Here is a 17127-nt window from a genome sequence, read left to right on the forward strand (position 1 = left end):
TCTCCCGAAGGTCCATCGAAAGTGCCTTACCCACTGCTCGCCCTCCATCTTGTGGTCGGCGACAGTGAATCAGCAAAATAAGCCTATGTGAATCCCCCTTGATTCAGGTCGATTTCATCACGCTCTAGCTCATAAGTGACCCAGCGGAAGTATCCATCTGCGACTGTGCAACCAAAGTAATATCATCAATGGATACATCATTGCCCAGAACCGATGCGATCACGGTGCCGTTTAAAATGATATCAGTCGCGCCGTCTTCGTGGATGCTATCTGCTAATGTGATCTGAGGTTCACCTTGGGTTTCATCGTAAACGACTGTTATTTGATCTTCGCCCGCCGAATAATCGCTAAGACGCGCCACATCGCCGTCCTGATCTTGACCAGCGTCTAAAACAAAATGATCGCGGCCCAGACCGCCGGTACCTGTATCGCTGCGCCCCAGAATTAACGTATCGTCGCCGATACCACCGTCCAGCGTGTCCACACCAGCGTCACCGATCAATGTATCGTCACCTTCTTGGCCCAAAAGCAGGTCGTTCCCTGTGCCACCCGAGAGAGCATCATCACCTGTTGAACCGGCCAGTACATCAGCGCCAGATCCGCCAAAAATCGTATCTTCGCCTTCGCCGCCATGCAATTCATCGTTGCCAGCGGCACCTGCAAGCATGTCGTCGCCTTGATTGCCAGCCACAAAGTCATCACCGTCACCGGCATAAATCAGATCATCGCCTTCATAGCCGAAAATACTGTCATCACCATCCGCGCCATCGACAGCATCATCACTTTCAGATCCGTAGATCAGATCACCATCCTGGCCGCCATGTGTTTCGGTCAGGCTTTCCCTAGCCTCACCGGTGGCAATCAGTTCATCAATAGAGCCAACAATATCCATTTCTTCATCAGGTGCTTGCGGTTCGTCGGAGGATTGATCGTCTTCGACATCATCCGGGTTGACCGACATAACCATGGCTGCGGTCCCGGCCGCAAAGATACCCACTAAACCAAGAATACCAAACATGAACGTTTCACCCCTATGACAGTCGACTGATACTGCACCGAAACATAAAGGCAACGAAAAGCTGGATAAGTGGTTAATTTAATAGCCAAACGTTTTGGATTTTTTGTTACATTTTGTCTTAAAACCAAATCTGAGGGCGCTGGCTGTAAGCGATGTAAAGCGGATGCTTGGGGTGACCTTCTTTGGACAGCCCCAAGTGAAACACCGGAAAGCCTGAGCGCCTTAGAAGCTGTTCGACTTTCGCGCCACGGGACAGATGCCTGCCGTGTGTTCCCCATGCGGCGATGATGCAGTTGGCCCAATCACAGCCTTCCAGAATGGCCTGATCGTTAAAATCCCCAACTGGATCTTTGGCGTTCCTCATCTTTTGTGGGTCGGTGTCGCGCCAGGCAAAGATATTTGTAACGCGAAATGCGCCGTAGCCCAACGCACGCGCACGTCTTTCGCAGCGTTCAACGGTTGGGTCATTCTGAACTTCGGTTGCTGTCGATGGATTCAGCATAACAAACATGACCTTCCGGCCAGTCACATCCCATGTTCGTGTCAGCAGATAGCGATATTTTTCACAGTCGGAATACACCGCGACGGACGGTGCATCGCCTTTCAGATGTTCGCGTGTAATCATGCAGGCTCAGTCACAGAAAATACCAGCAACGGCAAGTCAATCGATCGCACGGATCAACTTGCGTTCTAAAACTCTTAGAACTGTTTTCAGATCGTGTCCGCGTTTCAGAATCTGTCCGTCCATCCCAATCACTGCATACATGCCTTGTTTAGCCTGCAATTTCGGTCGCTTTTCGATACGGTAGAGCGGATTTTCAGCAGTGCGCCGGAAAACCGAAAAAACGGCAACGTCACGCAGGCTTGAAATACCGTAATCGCGCCACTCGCCCGCGGCGACCATCCGTCCGTAAAGCGATAGAATGATACTCAACTCAGTCCTATGAAAGCTGACTTGGCGATGGTTGACGTGCTGGCTGGATATGAGCGGCTGAACTGTCATAGCAGATACAGTTGCGTCAAATCTCGTGTAAATCAAGCCCGCCTTATTTTCGGCGCAAAATAGACCCGGGTTTTGCAAATGGACACCGCAGCAAAGTCGCCTTTTACGTGTATTATTGTTTCAGTAAGCCAAACAATTAGCAAAGTTTTGAACAACTCCCTCGTTCTTATGGCTTTTGGCTTGCAACTACTGTCAGGAGAGACCTTGACCCCCGATTAAACCTCGGGGGTCCTTTTTATCCGCAGCTTAGACGCGTGACCGTTCCCGCGTTATTGACATGAATGTTCATACGCTGAGGCAAGTAATCCTGTGTGACGATAGCACCGGGACGAATGATTCTGACCGGCTGAAGTATCTTCGTTTCTTCAAGATCATCAGTGGTTTGACCAATCAAAAAGGGAAATTCGTCAGCTTTGCAGCTGGCCAGATCCTCGGGCGTTTCTGGCTCGGGCACAGGGGTGCAGGCAGCCAGTGTCATCAAAAGCAAATACCGTTTCATGATGCTGTTCATGTCGACTTTCCCAGTGCAGCGCAAGTGCGGGGTAATCGGATTGTTGTATTCCCGCCGACTTTGCGGCACGTTCGGATGAAACGATAGGGGATGATCATGCGGACAAAAGCTGCTGTTGCGGTCGCGGCAGGTAAGCCATTGGAAATAATGGATGTAAATCTGGACGGACCAAAGGCCGGCGAAGTCCTGGTCGAGATCAAGGCAACAGGCATTTGTCACACAGACGAATTTACCCTGTCGGGCGCTGATCCAGAAGGATTGTTTCCAGCCATTCTGGGTCATGAGGGCGCAGGTGTCGTGCTGGAGGTGGGCGAGGGCGTGACAACGCTGAAGCCCGGTGATCACGTGATACCACTTTACACACCCGAATGCCGCCAGTGTGAATATTGTCTGAACCCCAAGACAAACCTCTGCCAGTCGATTCGCAGTACACAAGGCCAGGGACTGATGCCTGATGGCACGTCACGCTTCACGACGCTGGATGGTGATCCGATCCTGCATTACATGGGCTGTTCGACCTTTGCCAACCATACCGTCGTACCTGAAATTGCGCTGGCCAAAGTGCGTCAGGACGCACCTTTCGACAAGATTTGCTATATCGGCTGCGGTGTCACCACGGGGATCGGTGCAGTGATCAATACGGCCAAGGTTGAACCGGGAAGTAGTGCCATTGTATTTGGTCTGGGCGGAATTGGTCTGAACGTGATCCAGGGGCTTAGACTGGTCGGGGCAGATCAGATCGTGGGTGTGGATGTAAATCCCGGTAAAGTACCGATGGCAGAACGGTTTGGCATGACCCATTATGTCAATCCCAATGAAGTTGATGTGGATCTGGTGCCATATCTGGTCGACCTGACAGGCGGCGGTGCCGATTATACATTTGATGCCACAGGCAATGTCGAGGTGATGCGAACGGCCCTTGAAGCCTGTCACAAGGGCTGGGGTGAAAGCATTATCATCGGTGTGGCCCCCGCCGGGGCCGAGATTGCGACGCGCCCCTTCCAACTGGTCACCGGACGCGTCTGGCGCGGCACGGCCTTTGGTGGCGCCCGTGGCCGGACTGACGTGCCCAAGATCGTCGATTGGTATATGGACGGGAAAATTGAGATCGACCCGATGATCACACACACCTTGGCACTGGATGAGATCAATCAGGGTTTCGATCTGATGCATCAGGGCAAATCGATCAGATCTGTCGTTGTTTATTAGAGCGTGTTGCGCAAAAGTGTGTACCGGTTTTTGCGTAAAAAAATACGCGATCACTTTATAGATGATCGACGATCTGCAGATGTTGTGACATGCGGTCGACTTCGGCCATCCATCGCTGAACAAGACGCAGGTCATTCGGGGCGGGATGAACGCCTGCGCCGATTTCATGCAGTAGTACCGCCTCGACGGCCAAGGACACAGGCACCGATACCAGCCGCGCCATTGCTGATCCTCGCATGTCACCCCAGGCGTCCAGCACATAGGTCTTGTGATAAACCGGAACGCCCTGCTTTTCCGCCAGAAGCGAGACGCACAGAACGACCCGGTCAGGCTCATTTTCTTCATAAGCGTTCGCGGCCCACAGCTGATCCGACAGTTCTTTCAAACGCGCGTCGTCCGCTTGACCGACTTCGGTAAAAATATCTGACCAGGCTTCGGCCCAGCCGTTCAGCCGCAGCGTTCCCCGGACAAATTCCTTGATCGTCCAACCTGGGTCAAAATGATACTGTGCGATGAACGGCAGGCTGTCGCGGTTTGGATAGACCTCAAACGTTTCGGGAACGGGCAGGGGGGCGCTGTAGTCATGCATGGCGTCCCACGGCTGGTGCACCTCAAGTTCCGAATAGGCGCGGATGGACTTTGACGGTGATCGCAAGGCCTTCAGTACCCCGACAGGCGACCAGCTGAATTTATAGCGAAAACTGTTGGGGTGTTTGGGGATACCACCGCAATAGCTGATAAAACTGATATGATTGCCCTGGTGGTAACTGGGTGAGGCACGGTAATCGGCCACAAGGTGGTGCGCCATCAGATGATCGATACCGGGATCAAGGCCGACCTCATTCACCAGCGCGACCCCTACGATTTCGGCGTCGCGGTGCAGCGCTTGCATTTCGGGCGAGATATAGCTGGACGACACAAAATGCGCGTGCGCGTCGATACACATCTTGGCCAGAGGCACGTGCCAATCTGCGGGCAACATTGACACAACGACATCACCAGGCTGCAGACGTTGTTTTAGGGCATCGGGATCGAAGGCCTCAATCTGATCAGTCAGATCGCCTACAACGGCTTGCGCCTTTTCAATCGTGCGGTTCCAGACCACAATGTCCTGTCCGTTTTCGATCAGCCGCCTTAGACCGGGGGCTGTCGATAAGCCGGTTCCGCACCAATGCACTGTCATATCGTAACCCCCGCAACATGCGTATCGAACACGTCTTTCGCCCGCGCCCATACGCCCTGATCCAGGGTGCCGAGCGTCTGAAGCGATGGCAATAGCTGTTCTGCATAATCCTCAGACGACTCGACCGGCAGCATCGATGGCAGATTATCGATAGCCGTGACATCCAGCGGTGGCACGTCATGCACCCGCAAGGCCGGTTCATCCCACGTTGTGACGCGGTTATAGACCTTGATTGGGGAAAAATCGCTGTCAGGGTCGCAGGCAATATCGCCTATAACCGTCAAACGGCGTGGTGCCGTCGTCGCGGATTTAGGCACAAAGACGGGTGCTCCGGGCCGGGCCAGAATGCAATTCAGAAAAATCTCATGACCCAGGATTTCCGGGAAAGGCCCGCCGCTTGCGGTTTCAGCCATGTCCCATTTGGTCGTGGGAACGCCCATATGCGTGCAGAGATCTGCAGCACCAGTACCAACACGCCCCAAAGCACCGATGATGATCGCCGTAGGTCGCGTGAAACCGGCCTGGGTCAAATCCACTTGCAGATCAGCCAGAAGCGCCTTTGAGCTGTCAAAGACCTGAACCGGCCCGGCGATTGTGCCGCGCTGTTGTGCCGCCCAACAACGCAGCGCGACAGCCGCACCAGCGTATCCCGCCCAATATCCAAAAGCGGCGACACGACGGCCGCTTTCATCGACCAGATACTCAAGATCATAAAGCGTGCCGCCGCCCGCCTTAAACCTTGCCAGCAGCCGCTGACCTGCAGGTTGCCCCTTATAAGCGTGGCCAAACATGATATGGCGGTGCTTCAGGGGGCTGCCATCTTCGGGCAGTTCTTTCAGGCCAAAGATAATGGCGTCAGCGGGTGCGGTGCGCCAACTGCCTGCGGCTGCAATCTGACATCCTGTGTCACGATATCCATCAATCGAGATAGCACGTGCGGCACTGTCTTCGACTGTGACCTGATAGCCCTGTGCCAGCAAGGCCGCAGCACCATCGGGCATCAGACCAATACGTTGTTCATTTGGGCGTTCTTCGGCGCGGACCCATAGATGCGTCATGAATATGCCCCCTTAAATATGTGTGCGGGCATGGGCGCGATCCGCCCGTTCCAGGTGTGGAATGGCGTTAAATGCATCCAAGACCAGATTATCGCCCGCTTTCACATAGCGATGGACCGAGGTGTTATGTATCTGAAGCAGAACATTCGCATAGCTTTTGATTTCAAGCTGCAACAGGATCCGCATCGCCATGCCGATGAACCCGCCGGATGTCACGAACAGCACCCGCCCGCCCAGCTGTTCGGCCAGATCGATGATCGCCTTTGTACGGCCTTCGAATTCATCGAATGTTTCAAGATGGCTGGCCAGTTGCCCGGCCTTCCACGCGGTCAGAACTTGCGGCACATGGGCGATAAAGCTTTCCCGGTCCGTCGGAAAGGGCAGGGCATGCGTTTCCTCAAGCGACTTCGCCAGACCGAAGTAATCCCATTCATTCAGCCGGGCGTCCTGGCGCACCTCAAGCCCCAGATGTTCATTCATCGCCTCAGCGGTTGAGATATGGCGGCGCAACGTTCCGCATATCATGTGATCGAAATGATGTTGGTTTACGCTGAAATGTTCGCCCAGCCATCGGGCCTGCTGCCAGCCCAGATCACTTAGATGATCATAGCTGTCTTCGTCTTTGGCACCGGTTTGCGCTTGACCATGGCGCACCAGAGTAATCTCGACCATTCACGTCCCCATGCTTTTTCATGGGCGTACTGGATCGTATAGACCAAGGCAATGGTTGGCAGTGTCAGAAGGCGAAGGCGGTGCCTATGGCTATTGTCAGTTCGTTCATGTCATGCAGGTCATGCTGTGTGCCGACAGTCAAGGTCATTTTGTCGCCAGCTGACCAAAGGATCGATGATGAAAACCGCATATTTTCCAGATCTGATTGCATCGTTTCAATGTCCAACTGCAGGGCGAAGGTGTCGATGGTATCATGCGTGACAACAAGGGTTGTTTTTTGTGCATCTTCAACTGCAGAAACGCCTGTGTCAAAGGCGGATGGCTGCATCAAGCTTACAATATCAAAGCCAGAATCCGCAACTGCGAGGGACGCTGCAGAAATACAGGATAAACAACATATTAGAACGATTCTTCTCATGCATACTCAATGCACTGAAATTGTTTAATTGACGGTTAAGTACGCCGCCCCCATGTGACATAAATCAAATCGCCAAAGCGTGATCACACCTATTGTAAAGGCGAACCAAAGTGGGAGAGGGCAATGTACAAAAATATTCTGGTGCCAATCGTTTTTGATAAAGAACGCGATACCAACCCGGCAATCGAAGTCGCACAGGCTTTGGCTGAAGACGGCGCGCGCATCACCTTGTTGCATGTCATGGATGAAGTTCCGCCTTATGCATTGTCGTATCTGTCCGAAGAATATCTGACAGAGGCCCGCAAAGCGATTGTGACCGAGATGGAGCAGATGGTCAGTGGCGTGCAGAACGCTCATGCTGATGTTGTCTCGGGTCATTCGGGCCGGACAATTTTGGAATATGCAGGTGAAAAGGGTATGGATTGCATTGTTATCACCTCGCACCAGCCGGGTATGCAGGACTATCTTTTGGGCAGTACGGCCGCGCGTGTTGTAAGACACGCAAAATGTGCAGTGCATGTGATCCGATAGCGGATCGGCAAAAACAGGGTATTCTGCCTAACCGTCTCTTGTGGCGCCAAGGGCTGCGCCTTATGTTCAGATCGATGTTTCGTATCGTCTTGATGTTTTCCCTGTCACTTCCGGTAAGCGCCATGGCGCATCCGCATGTCTTTGTCGAAACCAGACTGGGTCTGATTTACAATGACGCCGGTCAGCTGGAAGCCGTGAGGGTAGGTTGGGTCTATGACGAATTCTATTCCTTGCTTATCATGGAAGAAATGCGGCTTGATCCTGATTATGACGGTGTTCTCACGGATGACGAGCTGACCCAGTTGAAAGGTTTCGATCTGAACTGGATCGAAGGCTTCGAAGGCGATCTTTACATCGACGGTGTCGAATTTGCGGGCCCTGTTGCGGATGATATTGCCTTGGAAGACGGGCGCATTGTCAGCACGCATGTCCGACCTTTGGCCAAGCCGTTAAGCGCGGATCAGTCGGTCACAATCAAGGCTTTCGATCCGACATATTACACAGCCTATGAAGTCGCAGGTGACATCCCTGTCGAGGGCCGACAGGACTGCGCCCCGCGATTGCAAAAGGCGGATATCGCTGCGGCCACTGACCTTTTGGAAGAGCTGCTTTTTGCCGCGCCACAATCCGAGCTTGAAGAAAACTTCCCCGCTGTGGGCGAAGCTTTTGCAGATAGTGTGACGGTCAAATGCTCCGCTTGAGTATCGCCATCGCCGCCCTTCTATCCATTGGCCTTTTGACGCTGTGGTTGACGGGCGGATTTGATCAAATGGCGATCTGGGCGGCAGAACAACAGCGCGATATACAAAACACAATGGCGGGCATCCTGCGTCAATTGCGGGCAGGCGAACCGGGCGCGACCATAGCCCTACTAAGCGTTTGCTTTGCCTATGGCTTTTTCCACGCCATAGGTCCCGGGCATGGTAAAATTCTGATCGGCGGATATGGAGCGGCGCGTCAGGTCACCGCCGTTCGTCTGTCTGTTCTTGCGTTGCTCTCAAGTCTTGCACAGGCCGCAACGGCGGTTCTTCTGGTCTATGCGGGCGTGCTGGTCTTGGGGTGGTCGCGACAATATATGCAGGACATCGCTGACAATATCATGGCACCAGCTAGTTATGGCGCGATTGTGTTGATTGGCCTGTGGCTGCTGTGGCGCGGTGCATCCAGATTAAGAAACCAGCTACAGCTTGACAGACAACAGCATCACCACGACCATCATGATCATCATCACGACCACGAGGAAAGCTGCGGGTGCGGGCACAAACACGCCCCCACCGTGGCCGAGGCCGAGAAGGTCAAATCAGTCAAAGACGCTGTCTTGCTGATCGGCACGATTGCCATTCGTCCCTGCACAGGCGCCCTGTTCCTGCTGATCCTGACATGGCGCATTGGGATCGAAGGTGCGGGTATCGCTGGCGCATTTACCATGGGACTGGGCACCGCCAGTGTGACGATCATGGTCGCTATAGCTTCGGTTACGATGCGGACAGGGTTTCTGGCATCTATGGGGTCCAGTCCTGTTGCCGCCAAAGCGGTCCCTGTGATTGAACTGCTGGTCGGCGGGATCGTCGCCGTTGTTGCCGTGAATTTGCTGATCCGCACTATCTGACACTTGCCGCGCCCCCTGCAATCGGCCAAAGGGATATCATGGCCGCACAGCAGACATACCCCGAACACGCCCGTTCGATCCTGATCCTAGGATTGCCTTTGGTGGGCAGCCACCTGGCGCAGTTTGCAATCCACATGGTCGACGCGATCATGCTGGGATGGTATTCGGTCGAGGCCCTGGCCGCTGTCACATTGGCAAGTGCCACCTTCTTTGTCCTGTTTATCGTGGGCACCGGGTTTGCCTGGGCTGTGATGCCCATGGTCGCGCAAGCGTCTGAAATCGGGGATGAGGTACAAATCCGCCGGACTACGCGCATGGGCATGTGGCTGGCGGCGATCTATGGCGTCATCATGATGCTGCCGCTCTGGATATCGGGTACAATATTCCTTGCCATTGGTCAGGACCCGCTGGTGTCACAACTGGCCCAGGACTACCTGAGGATTGCGGCCTTTGGCTTTGTTCCTGCGTTGCTGGTTATGGTTCTGAAAAGCTATCTGTCGGCGCTGGAACAGATCAGGGTCGTGCTATGGGTCACTGTTGCCGCAGCGATAATGAACATCGGGCTGAACTATGCGCTGATCTTTGGAAACCTTGGGATGCCTGAATTGGGGATGCGCGGCGCGGCCGTCGCTTCGGTCATTCTGCAGATATTCTCGATTGTCGTGCTTATGCTTTATGCGGATTTCAAAAACCCTGAACACGCGCTGTTTCAACGGATATGGAAAAGTGACCCAGACGCATTCCGCAGTGTGTTTCGCCTGGGCTGGCCCATCGGCCTGACCAATCTGGCCGAAAGCGGGTTGTTTTCAGCAGCCTCTGTCATGATGGGTTGGATCGGAACTGTCGAACTGGCGGCACATGGCATCGCGCTGCAGCTGGCATCAGCCATGTTCATGGTGCATCTGGGCCTAAGCCAGACGGCAACGGTTCGCGCCGGGCGTGCTGTGGGGCGCGCCGATGACCAGTCCTTGAAAGACGGTGCTCAGGTCATCATTGTCGTTTCAATGATCTTTGCTGTATTGACGATCATCCTGTTTCTGACCGTCCCCGAGTTTCTGATCAACCTGTTCATGCGCCCGGATGAGGAAAACCGCGCAGCGGTTCTGGCTGTTGGGGTTAGCCTGCTGGCCGTTGCGGCGATATTCCAACTGGCTGATGGACTGCAGGTTCTGGCGCTTGGTCTTCTGCGCGGCGTTCAGGATACGCGGCAGCCTATGGTCATGGCGGCTATAAGTTATTGGATCGTCGGGGCACCCTGCAGTTATATATTGGCCTTCGTGCTGGGAATGGAGGGTATCGGTGTCTGGTTGGGGCTTGTGATCGGGCTGGCAGTCGCGGCTTTGCTGCTGATTGTGCGTTTTTGGTCACGACATATTCTAAAGCCAGCCTGACACTGTTCTGAAAATCTAAAACGCTCCTGCTCAACCAACCGCCCCCATGGGCAGGCGTTTCACGCCCACCCGCGGATGGTTACTGCCTTTCTTATCTTAACTTCTGTGTTGCAGACTTTCTGGACGATGCTTTGACGACACTGTCGCATTCATCAAATGGCAAGTGTCTTTCTAAGACGGATTTTCGATCTCTGCATAGGTATCGCGCCCTTTCTGCCCTGCCCGTTCAAGGCGTTTCAGAATACGTTTTAGGGGTGGATTTTTCCAACCTGGGTTCTCTGCCAGGAAGCCGTTTGTGATCAACTGATGTGCCAACCTGTCGAAATCTGTCTGGCACAACGCCTTAAATTCAAAAGACCGATCCTGAAACGATGATCGGGGTGCATAGGCAGTATCATAAACTTTCATTGCGACCGCTTCTGCCTCCGAAAATGCCTTGATCTGATCGATAAAGGCATCCGCATAGAACCCGCGACGGCTGAGAATGCCAATTCTGGTGTCCTTTTGCGCCGCAAAGGCAACAAGATGCAGGGCCGATCCATCAACTGTCACAATGCGCCGCGCGCTTTTGTAAACGTTGATCTGGTGATCAAGTGTATGATCCTGCGGGTGAAAGATATGATACCCCGCCTTGGCAAAACCTTCCTGTATGCGGTCTTCGAACATCAGACCAGCTTTGTGAAACCCTAATTTCCGACGGGACACATAAACATCCCCATATAGCGATGTTGCGGCTTTTTTGTCGATGATCCGGCGGATATATTGGCGGTATCGGTCTGTTCCTCGGAAGAGGCTCGCATGAGTCGAGATGCCTTGATCCGGGACCAAAAGCGTCTCGACAACCTCAGGCTGGCTGATCGTCCAGACAGGTAGCTCGACACCCAGAAAATCAAGCTGAGCTTGCAGATGACGCGTCGTGCCGACACGCGTTTGATTGCCCACGCCACGGTCAATAAAGACTATACCATCCGGGGAGTGATCAAGATGATCCAGAGCCCAAAGGCGTGCCGTCGAAAATATCAGTGCATGACCAAAATGATGAAAGCCAATACCACCATAAAGCCACCGGCCCTGTCGGTGGGGTAAATCACTGGGATCGGGGCATGACCCTGTCATGGACAATGGACCAATCCTGCCCAGAACCATCGCCTTGGGCACGATTTGCCCGTTGTTTTGAAAGACCCCGCAAATCTGACGGATTCCCATTTTTTCGCCCGCAGATGAGGGCCTGACGATCGCATTGTCGACACTGCGAATACCTGATCCAATATCATCCACGGGTTAGTTGCCCCCAAATCGGTTCTACGGACCATACATAAAATAGGCAGATGAAATAAGAAAACCCCGGACCGAAGCCGGGGTTTCGCCCTTGAACCGCTTATGCAAGGTTATTAGTTGGTTGTGGCCGCGTCGCCTTCCATCTCTTCCTTGGGTGCCAGTGACACCAGGTAGGCATAAAGATTGACTGCGTCTTCTTCGCGGCGGACACGGAACGCCATACTGCCACGAGCACTGCTGTCGTCAAGAACTTCGCGCAGATAACCTGTCGGATCTTGAACATAGGCCACAAATGCCTCTTCGTCCCAAACCAGACCCTGTTCGCCCGCTGCCGTCATTGCGCTGGAATACCGAAACCCTTCGACGCTGCCAGCCGTACGACCAGAAACCTGGTAAAGATTAGGCCCGGCCTGTGCGCGACGACCAGCCAGAGTTTCGCCTTCTTCGTTTTGCACGATATGGCATGCCACGCATTGTCTAAAGGCCGCTTCCCCGGCTTCTGCATCACCTGTGGGTGCAGCCATGCCACCATGGGCATCTGCAAAAACTGGTCCAGCCAGCAGTGTCGCAGCCGCGAACGCAATCCATTTGAACTTCATTGGGTATCTCCCTCGAGTTTTGGTTTGTCTGACACTAATACGCTTTGCCCGAAGGTAAAGTTCAAATGCTGTCACTTTTTCATGCAAATTGGTATATTTATGCGACAGCATGGGCCAAGGCGCATTGTTTCCATAAGGTAGCCAGCGCCTTGACCAGATGATTTATGTCAGCGTCAGTGTGCAATGGTCCGGGTGTAAACCGCAGTCTTTCGGTGCCTTTCGGCACGGTCGGATAATTAATAGGCTGCACGTAGACGCCGTAGTCCTGCATCAGGATATCGGCGATTTGGCGGCATTTGACCGGGTCTTTGATCATCACCGGAATGATATGACTGTCGTTGGGCAGATGCGGGATGCCATGTGCATCAAGCCGGGCGCGCAGTTTGGCGACCTGTTGACGCTGCCGGGCGCGTTCCATGTCTGACGTTTTCAGGTGGGCGACGGACACCTTGGCCGCCGCGGCAACGGCCGGGGGTAGGGCGGTGGTGAAGATAAAGCCGCTGGCAAAACTGCGGATAAAATCACAGAGTGCTGTTGAGCCTGAGATATAGCCGCCAACAACGCCATATGCCTTACCAAGCGTTCCCTCGATCAGGGTGATGCGATCGGCCAGCCCTTCGCGTTCAGAAATGCCGCCGCCGCGCGGGCCGTAAAGACCCACCGCGTGGACCTCATCCAGATAGGTCATCGCGCCGTGTTTTTCGGCAACCTCGACGATTTCGGCCATGGGGCAGATGTCGCCATCCATGGAATAAACGGATTCAAACGCGACGATCTTGGTTGCATTGGCGGGCAAGGCGGCCAGTTTGCGGTCAAGATCTTCGACATCGTTGTGTTTCCAGATCACCTTATTGGCGCGGGAATGGCGGATGCCTTCGATCATGCTGGCGTGGTTTTCGCTGTCCGACAGGATCACAGCATTGGGCAATCGTGCGCCAAGCGTCGACAGGGCCGCCCAGTTCGACACATAGCCTGAGGTAAACAGTAGTGCCGCCTCTTTGCCATGCAGATCGGCCAGTTCGGCCTCTAGCCGCAAATGATGAATATTCGTGCCCGAGATGTTGCGCGTGCCGCCCGCGCCGGTGCCACAGGCCTCAACCGTCTGCACCATCGCCTCGATCACAGCAGGGTGGTGGCCCATACCCAGATAGTCGTTTGAACACCAGACCGTGACGTCCTTGGGCGCGCCATCGGTGTGATCGGCGGCGCGTGGAAACCGACCGCATTGCCGTTCCAATTCGGCAAAGATGCGATAGTTTCCTTCCTGTTTCAGTTGATCAAGTTGGGCGTTAAAGATGGCATCAAACGTCATTGAGCTGTCCTTTGGGTCGTCAGAGTGTTTTTGTTTGTTTTTGGCAACATCCATTGCCACAGCTTTTCGTCTGGCAAGGGAAGCACCATGAGCCAGTGTTCAAAAAGCGCAAGCGCGGTTATTGCGGAAAGCAGTGCAAATCCGGCAATGTCATGGGCGGTAGAGGCTGAGTAAAGTCGTTCCAGCCAACAGGCCACGGCAAAAGTCAGCCCGGTTACCGAAATCGGGAACAGCCAGTTCAGCCGCGCGATACGGAAATGGCTGGGCAGATGGCCAAGGGGTTTGGGCAGAAACTCGGTATTGATCTTGCGTACACCCAGATACAGGTTCAGCTTGGCCGAGATGCGCGCAAAAAACAGCACGGCAAAGGTCCAGAAACCGAACCCGTTTGCAGCGTCATAGGCGGCCCATGCCATGGCAAGAAGTGCTGCAATCAACAACATCTCGTGATAGGCGATGGTGCCCCATGCCCTGATAAAGCGTTGCCATTCGGGGATGTCATCGGGGCAATCCATGGTATTGGGGCCTGTTATGACACCCGTTAGAAATGCCAGTTCGATCCAGCCCCAAACAGCCAGAGCCGAGATAAAGCCAAGATAGGACCCCCAGACGGTTTCCAGGCCAAGGCTGGCCCAGAACCCGACGATACCCGCGGCCAAAACCGGCAGACCAAACAGCACGACTGCCAGATGCGCCGGTTCGTTACGCCGGTCGGCATGTTTGACAACGCACAGGATCGCCCCGGTGGAAAACCACCAGAGAAACAGCGCGGACAGCGCGGCGATCCAGGGCGACGCGAACATCAGTAGGCGGGCTCCAACCGTGTATTGGCAGGCACTGCGTTTGGCACCGACGGAATGGTGTAAAGCGCAATGAACGCGCGGGCGGCCCTGGCCATGCCAGCTGTCCGCTTCAGCATACCGCCAATTCCGCCCTGCGCCTTGCCTTCGGCGATTTGCACATTGGCGTCCTGCAGGCGTTCAAGGTTCGGGATCCAGCGCGGGTGATCGATATCCAATGTGATCGGAAAGACCTGTTTGCTGATCTCGGATGTCTTGCGGAAGACTTCTTGCCCGTACCAGGCCGGATCAACACCAAGGGCCTGATGGAACACCGGGCGCTGATGATCGCGTACCCACATGGTGGAATAAACCGCGGTCAGGAAAAACTTGATCCACCACACATTCCCGCCACTTGTCAGCTTGGGATCGGTCTTCATCAACAGGGCAAAAGCCTCGCCATGGCGGAACTCATCGTTGCACCATTCCTCAAACCACTTGAAAATCGGGTGGAACCGCTGATCAGGATTGGCCTGCAGGTGACGGAAGATCGTGATATAGCGGGCATAGCCGATCTTTTCGGACAGGTATGTGGCGTAATAGATGAACTTGGGCCGGAAATAGGTATACTTCTTCTTTTGCGTCAGAAAGCCCAGGTTCACCGCGATCCCGGCTTCGCGCAGGGCGTCGTTGATGAAACCGGCATGGCGCGCCTCGTCCCGCGCCATAAGCTGGAACAGCTGCGTGATATCCTTGTTTGACCCGCGCCGCTTCATTTCCTTGTACAGCACACAGCCCGAAAATTCAGCCGTGCAGGAACTGATCAGGAAGTCGATGAACTCTTTTTTCAGTTCGGGTTCCATCCCGTCCCAGTCGACATGATCCCAATCGTCATTCTTTTTGAAGTGGCCCTTGTTCGGATCGCTGACCATTTCGTCGATCAATTCATCCCAGTCTTTGCGCACCGGACTGACGTCGATGGCATCCATCTCGTCAAAATCGGTTGTGTAAAAGCGCGGTGTCAGCAGGGTATCCTGCATCGCGATATCGGTTGCGGCCTCGGATGAGAGGACGTCTTCGGTCGTGCCGTGGCGCGAAAGGTCGGAATGGTTGCCGTTGAGTTTTTCAGGGGTCTGGACGTTCATAGCGTGACCTCCTCACTAAAGGAAAATTCGCAAAGTTCCATGAATTCGAAATCACCAGTCATGCGTGTCCAAAGGCGTTCAATGCCACTGGCCCGGGTGATCGTTGCGGTGCGGTCCTCGCTGACGATTTCGCCATAGGGCGCCATGATCTCGGGTCCGTGTACCAGCACTTCGTCACCAGGGTAAATTACGGCCCCGTTGTTAAAGCGGACGTGTGCATGAAGGCTGTCGAACTTATGGCTTATCTCGACGGTGCAAGGTGCTGTCTCTTTTTCTCGGGTCAATAGTCCCATCGCGGTTCCCTTTCGTTACTGGACCAGCAGCTTGGCGAAGGCTGCGTGGTTGTCTGCGCCAAACCCCATCAGGTCTGCACGCCAATTGGTGGTGTCATCAAAGATCATCAGACGACCGTTTTCGAAACGAACCAGTCTGACAGGTGCATCCAGCGCGACGCGATGTTTTGTGCGTTCTCGTTCCAGAACACGGTAAACACCTGACACAAAGCCGCCTTGCGCTGGATCAAGGTCGGCGATCAAATTTCCTTCGGTATCCGTGACTTTGGCCGCGCCCGACATATCGCCCTGCAGCACGATCACCCGTTCCTGCACAAGGGCCGATTCTGGTGGCATTGCTTCAAGCGGGCGATCCGTCAGTCGGGCGTAAACCACGATCAGAAGGCACAGAAGGGTCAGCCCGAACATCGCCCGTACCAATACAGTCGGGATCATTTCCTTGTCGCGCTGAACCAGTTTTTGTTCGGGTGTCAGTTCCATATCATTTACTCCGCTGCGACAACGTCTGGCATGGGCATGCGTGTGATTTCGGGAAGTGCCACCCGCGCTTCGGCTGCATTGGCCAGCAGTTTTGCAACATTGGCCGCGTCAGGGATGCAGCGAAGCGCGGGTTCAGTACGGGCCATCCGCCACGGGCGGACGTGGGGCCAGCACATCAGGTAAGACAGTCGCGTATCGCCCAGGGTCTGCATGGCAATTGTACCAGTGCCGGATTTTCGCAAGTCCAGCTGCATTGCACCGATGCAGCGATAAGGAAGGTTCAATGTGATCGTCAGCGCGGCGCCAATTCGCATGGCAACACGCTTGTTGGTGATGGTGTAAACGGTGGCCTTGGCCTGGACCCAGGCAATCAGGGTCAGCAAGCCACAGGCGATCGCGCCCAGCACCAGAAATGGAACAGAGGTCTGGATGGCACGGCCCAAGGGCATCAGATCAACCACGACAACAAACCGCCAAAGCGCAAGGAACACGAAATACCCCGCCACCCATTTCAGGCTGAGGCTTTCCCTGGCCAGCGCCCACCAGTTCGGGCTGCCCTGCCAAAGGATTTCCTCATCCTGGGGCGGGCGTTCCGGCAGGCCCTTTACGGGTTCAAAGGCGAAATCGTCGTGTGGCAT

General features: G+C 54.5%; 21 protein-coding genes. 5 read left to right on the plus strand and 16 right to left on the minus strand.

The annotated features are described in order from the left end of the window. Positions 1 to 124: 124 nt before the first annotated feature. The 4 genes from H7848_RS12955 to H7848_RS12970 form a co-directional block, all read right to left on the minus strand. Positions 125 to 1018 carry a calcium-binding protein gene (locus tag H7848_RS12955; RefSeq protein WP_208352199.1) on the minus strand — a complete coding sequence of 298 codons (894 nt, stop codon included), beginning with the start codon at positions 1016 to 1018 and terminating at the stop codon, positions 125 to 127. A gap of 118 nt (positions 1019 to 1136) precedes the next feature. After that, positions 1137 to 1643: a DUF1643 domain-containing protein gene (locus H7848_RS12960; protein WP_208352200.1), complete on the minus strand. Its 507-nt coding sequence runs from the start codon at positions 1641 to 1643 to the stop codon at positions 1137 to 1139. Positions 1644 to 1679: 36 nt separating this feature from the next. Next, on the minus strand, positions 1680 to 2021 hold the full coding sequence (locus tag H7848_RS12965) for a DUF2794 domain-containing protein (RefSeq protein ID WP_208352201.1): 342 nt from the start codon (positions 2019 to 2021) through the stop codon (positions 1680 to 1682). 235 nt (positions 2022 to 2256) lie between these two features. Further along, positions 2257 to 2532: an I78 family peptidase inhibitor gene (locus H7848_RS12970; RefSeq protein WP_208352202.1), complete on the minus strand. Its 276-nt coding sequence runs from the start codon at positions 2530 to 2532 to the stop codon at positions 2257 to 2259. 96 nt (positions 2533 to 2628) lie between these two features. Here H7848_RS12970 and H7848_RS12975 point away from each other — a divergent pair, with 96 nt between their 5' ends. After that, positions 2629 to 3741 carry an S-(hydroxymethyl)glutathione dehydrogenase/class III alcohol dehydrogenase gene (locus H7848_RS12975; protein WP_208352205.1) on the plus strand — a complete coding sequence of 371 codons (1113 nt, stop codon included), beginning with the start codon at positions 2629 to 2631 and terminating at the stop codon, positions 3739 to 3741. A 55-nt stretch (positions 3742 to 3796) separates the two neighbouring features. Here H7848_RS12975 and H7848_RS12980 read toward each other — a convergent pair whose 3' ends face one another. The 4 genes from H7848_RS12980 to H7848_RS12995 all read right to left on the minus strand — a co-directional run bounded on the left by H7848_RS12980 (position 3797) and on the right by H7848_RS12995 (position 6985). Next, complete coding sequence (locus H7848_RS12980) at positions 3797 to 4924, minus strand: saccharopine dehydrogenase family protein (RefSeq protein WP_208352208.1); 1128 nt, start codon at positions 4922 to 4924, stop codon at positions 3797 to 3799. Further along, on the minus strand, positions 4921 to 5982 hold the full coding sequence (locus H7848_RS12985; protein WP_208352209.1) for a saccharopine dehydrogenase: 1062 nt from the start codon (positions 5980 to 5982) through the stop codon (positions 4921 to 4923). Before H7848_RS12985 ends, H7848_RS12980 begins: the two co-directional genes overlap by 4 nt. Before the next feature lie 12 nt (positions 5983 to 5994). After that, the gene (locus H7848_RS12990; RefSeq protein ID WP_208352210.1) at positions 5995 to 6654 is read right to left on the minus strand and encodes a histidine phosphatase family protein; all 660 of its coding nucleotides are present in this window, start codon (positions 6652 to 6654) and stop codon (positions 5995 to 5997) included. 64 nt (positions 6655 to 6718) lie between these two features. Beyond that, positions 6719 to 6985 carry a hypothetical protein gene (locus H7848_RS12995; protein WP_208352211.1) on the minus strand — a complete coding sequence of 89 codons (267 nt, stop codon included), beginning with the start codon at positions 6983 to 6985 and terminating at the stop codon, positions 6719 to 6721. A 210-nt stretch (positions 6986 to 7195) separates the two neighbouring features. On the opposite strand from H7848_RS12995, the gene H7848_RS13000 reads away from it, so the two are divergent. From H7848_RS13000 to H7848_RS13015, 4 genes are all read left to right on the plus strand, one after another. Then, positions 7196 to 7603: a universal stress protein gene (locus H7848_RS13000; RefSeq protein WP_208352212.1), complete on the plus strand. Its 408-nt coding sequence runs from the start codon at positions 7196 to 7198 to the stop codon at positions 7601 to 7603. Between the two features lie 74 nt (positions 7604 to 7677). Further along, positions 7678 to 8304: a DUF1007 family protein gene (locus H7848_RS13005; protein ID WP_208352213.1), complete on the plus strand. Its 627-nt coding sequence runs from the start codon at positions 7678 to 7680 to the stop codon at positions 8302 to 8304. Beyond that, positions 8292 to 9212 (plus strand): nickel/cobalt transporter, encoded by a 921-nt coding sequence (locus tag H7848_RS13010; RefSeq protein ID WP_208352215.1) that lies wholly within the window; start codon positions 8292 to 8294, stop codon positions 9210 to 9212. Before H7848_RS13005 ends, H7848_RS13010 begins: the two co-directional genes overlap by 13 nt. Positions 9213 to 9250: 38 nt before the next feature. Beyond that, a complete protein-coding gene (locus tag H7848_RS13015; protein ID WP_208352218.1) occupies positions 9251 to 10603 on the plus strand; it encodes an MATE family efflux transporter in 1353 nt (450 codons plus the stop codon). Positions 10604 to 10774: 171 nt separating this feature from the next. Here the strand turns inward: H7848_RS13015 and H7848_RS13020 are convergent, their stop codons facing one another. From H7848_RS13020 to puhB, 8 genes are all read right to left on the minus strand, one after another. Further along, a complete protein-coding gene (locus tag H7848_RS13020; RefSeq protein ID WP_208352220.1) occupies positions 10775 to 11881 on the minus strand; it encodes a glycosyltransferase 61 family protein in 1107 nt (368 codons plus the stop codon). Positions 11882 to 11994: 113 nt separating this feature from the next. Beyond that, positions 11995 to 12480 carry a c-type cytochrome gene (locus H7848_RS13025; protein WP_208352221.1) on the minus strand — a complete coding sequence of 162 codons (486 nt, stop codon included), beginning with the start codon at positions 12478 to 12480 and terminating at the stop codon, positions 11995 to 11997. A 97-nt stretch (positions 12481 to 12577) separates the two neighbouring features. Next, complete coding sequence (gene hemA / locus H7848_RS13030; RefSeq protein WP_208352222.1) at positions 12578 to 13792, minus strand: 5-aminolevulinate synthase; 1215 nt, start codon at positions 13790 to 13792, stop codon at positions 12578 to 12580. Further along, complete coding sequence (gene puhE / locus H7848_RS13035; RefSeq protein ID WP_208352224.1) at positions 13789 to 14595, minus strand: putative photosynthetic complex assembly protein PuhE; 807 nt, start codon at positions 14593 to 14595, stop codon at positions 13789 to 13791. The genes hemA and puhE overlap by 4 nt, the downstream gene beginning before the upstream one ends. Further along, positions 14595 to 15716 (minus strand): magnesium-protoporphyrin IX monomethyl ester (oxidative) cyclase, encoded by a 1122-nt coding sequence (acsF, locus tag H7848_RS13040; RefSeq protein WP_208352226.1) that lies wholly within the window; start codon positions 15714 to 15716, stop codon positions 14595 to 14597. Before acsF ends, puhE begins: the two co-directional genes overlap by 1 nt. Next, positions 15713 to 16009, minus strand: coding sequence for a hypothetical protein (locus tag H7848_RS13045; RefSeq protein ID WP_208352227.1), 297 nt, complete (start codon positions 16007 to 16009; stop codon positions 15713 to 15715). The genes acsF and H7848_RS13045 overlap by 4 nt, the downstream gene beginning before the upstream one ends. A 15-nt stretch (positions 16010 to 16024) precedes the next feature. Continuing rightward, the gene (gene puhC / locus H7848_RS13050) at positions 16025 to 16489 is read right to left on the minus strand and encodes a photosynthetic complex assembly protein PuhC (RefSeq protein ID WP_208352228.1); all 465 of its coding nucleotides are present in this window, start codon (positions 16487 to 16489) and stop codon (positions 16025 to 16027) included. Positions 16490 to 16494: 5 nt separating this feature from the next. After that, positions 16495 to 17127, minus strand: a complete 633-nt coding sequence (gene puhB / locus H7848_RS13055) for a photosynthetic complex putative assembly protein PuhB (RefSeq protein ID WP_208352229.1) — start codon at positions 17125 to 17127, stop codon at positions 16495 to 16497.

It is taken from the genome of Pseudaestuariivita rosea (genome assembly GCF_017592335.1).
GTDB lineage: Bacteria > Pseudomonadota > Alphaproteobacteria > Rhodobacterales > Rhodobacteraceae > Parasulfitobacter > Parasulfitobacter rosea.

Bases quoted from the DNA above. Each gene is read 5' to 3' on its own strand.
- H7848_RS12955 (WP_208352199.1), bottom strand. From the start codon at position 1,018: ATGTTTGGTATTCTTGGTTTAGTGGGTATCTTTGCGGCCGGGACCGCA.
- H7848_RS12960 (WP_208352200.1), bottom strand. From the start codon at position 1,643: ATGATTACACGCGAACATCTGAAAGGCGATGCACCGTCCGTCGCGGTG.
- H7848_RS12965 (WP_208352201.1), bottom strand. From the start codon at position 2,021: ATGACAGTTCAGCCGCTCATATCCAGCCAGCACGTCAACCATCGCCAA.
- H7848_RS12970 (WP_208352202.1), bottom strand. From the start codon at position 2,532: ATGAACAGCATCATGAAACGGTATTTGCTTTTGATGACACTGGCTGCC.
- H7848_RS12975 (WP_208352205.1), top strand. From the start codon at position 2,629: ATGCGGACAAAAGCTGCTGTTGCGGTCGCGGCAGGTAAGCCATTGGAA.
- H7848_RS12980 (WP_208352208.1), bottom strand. From the start codon at position 4,924: ATGACAGTGCATTGGTGCGGAACCGGCTTATCGACAGCCCCCGGTCTA.
- H7848_RS12985 (WP_208352209.1), bottom strand. From the start codon at position 5,982: ATGACGCATCTATGGGTCCGCGCCGAAGAACGCCCAAATGAACAACGT.
- H7848_RS12990 (WP_208352210.1), bottom strand. From the start codon at position 6,654: ATGGTCGAGATTACTCTGGTGCGCCATGGTCAAGCGCAAACCGGTGCC.
- H7848_RS13000 (WP_208352212.1), top strand. From the start codon at position 7,196: ATGTACAAAAATATTCTGGTGCCAATCGTTTTTGATAAAGAACGCGAT.
- H7848_RS13005 (WP_208352213.1), top strand. From the start codon at position 7,678: ATGTTTCGTATCGTCTTGATGTTTTCCCTGTCACTTCCGGTAAGCGCC.
- H7848_RS13010 (WP_208352215.1), top strand. From the start codon at position 8,292: ATGCTCCGCTTGAGTATCGCCATCGCCGCCCTTCTATCCATTGGCCTT.
- H7848_RS13015 (WP_208352218.1), top strand. From the start codon at position 9,251: ATGGCCGCACAGCAGACATACCCCGAACACGCCCGTTCGATCCTGATC.
- H7848_RS13025 (WP_208352221.1), bottom strand. From the start codon at position 12,480: ATGAAGTTCAAATGGATTGCGTTCGCGGCTGCGACACTGCTGGCTGGA.
- hemA (WP_208352222.1), bottom strand. From the start codon at position 13,792: ATGACGTTTGATGCCATCTTTAACGCCCAACTTGATCAACTGAAACAG.
- puhE (WP_208352224.1), bottom strand. From the start codon at position 14,595: ATGTTCGCGTCGCCCTGGATCGCCGCGCTGTCCGCGCTGTTTCTCTGG.
- acsF (WP_208352226.1), bottom strand. From the start codon at position 15,716: ATGAACGTCCAGACCCCTGAAAAACTCAACGGCAACCATTCCGACCTT.
- H7848_RS13045 (WP_208352227.1), bottom strand. From the start codon at position 16,009: ATGGGACTATTGACCCGAGAAAAAGAGACAGCACCTTGCACCGTCGAG.
- puhC (WP_208352228.1), bottom strand. From the start codon at position 16,489: ATGGAACTGACACCCGAACAAAAACTGGTTCAGCGCGACAAGGAAATG.
- puhB (WP_208352229.1), bottom strand. From the start codon at position 17,127: ATGCCACACGACGATTTCGCCTTTGAACCCGTAAAGGGCCTGCCGGAA.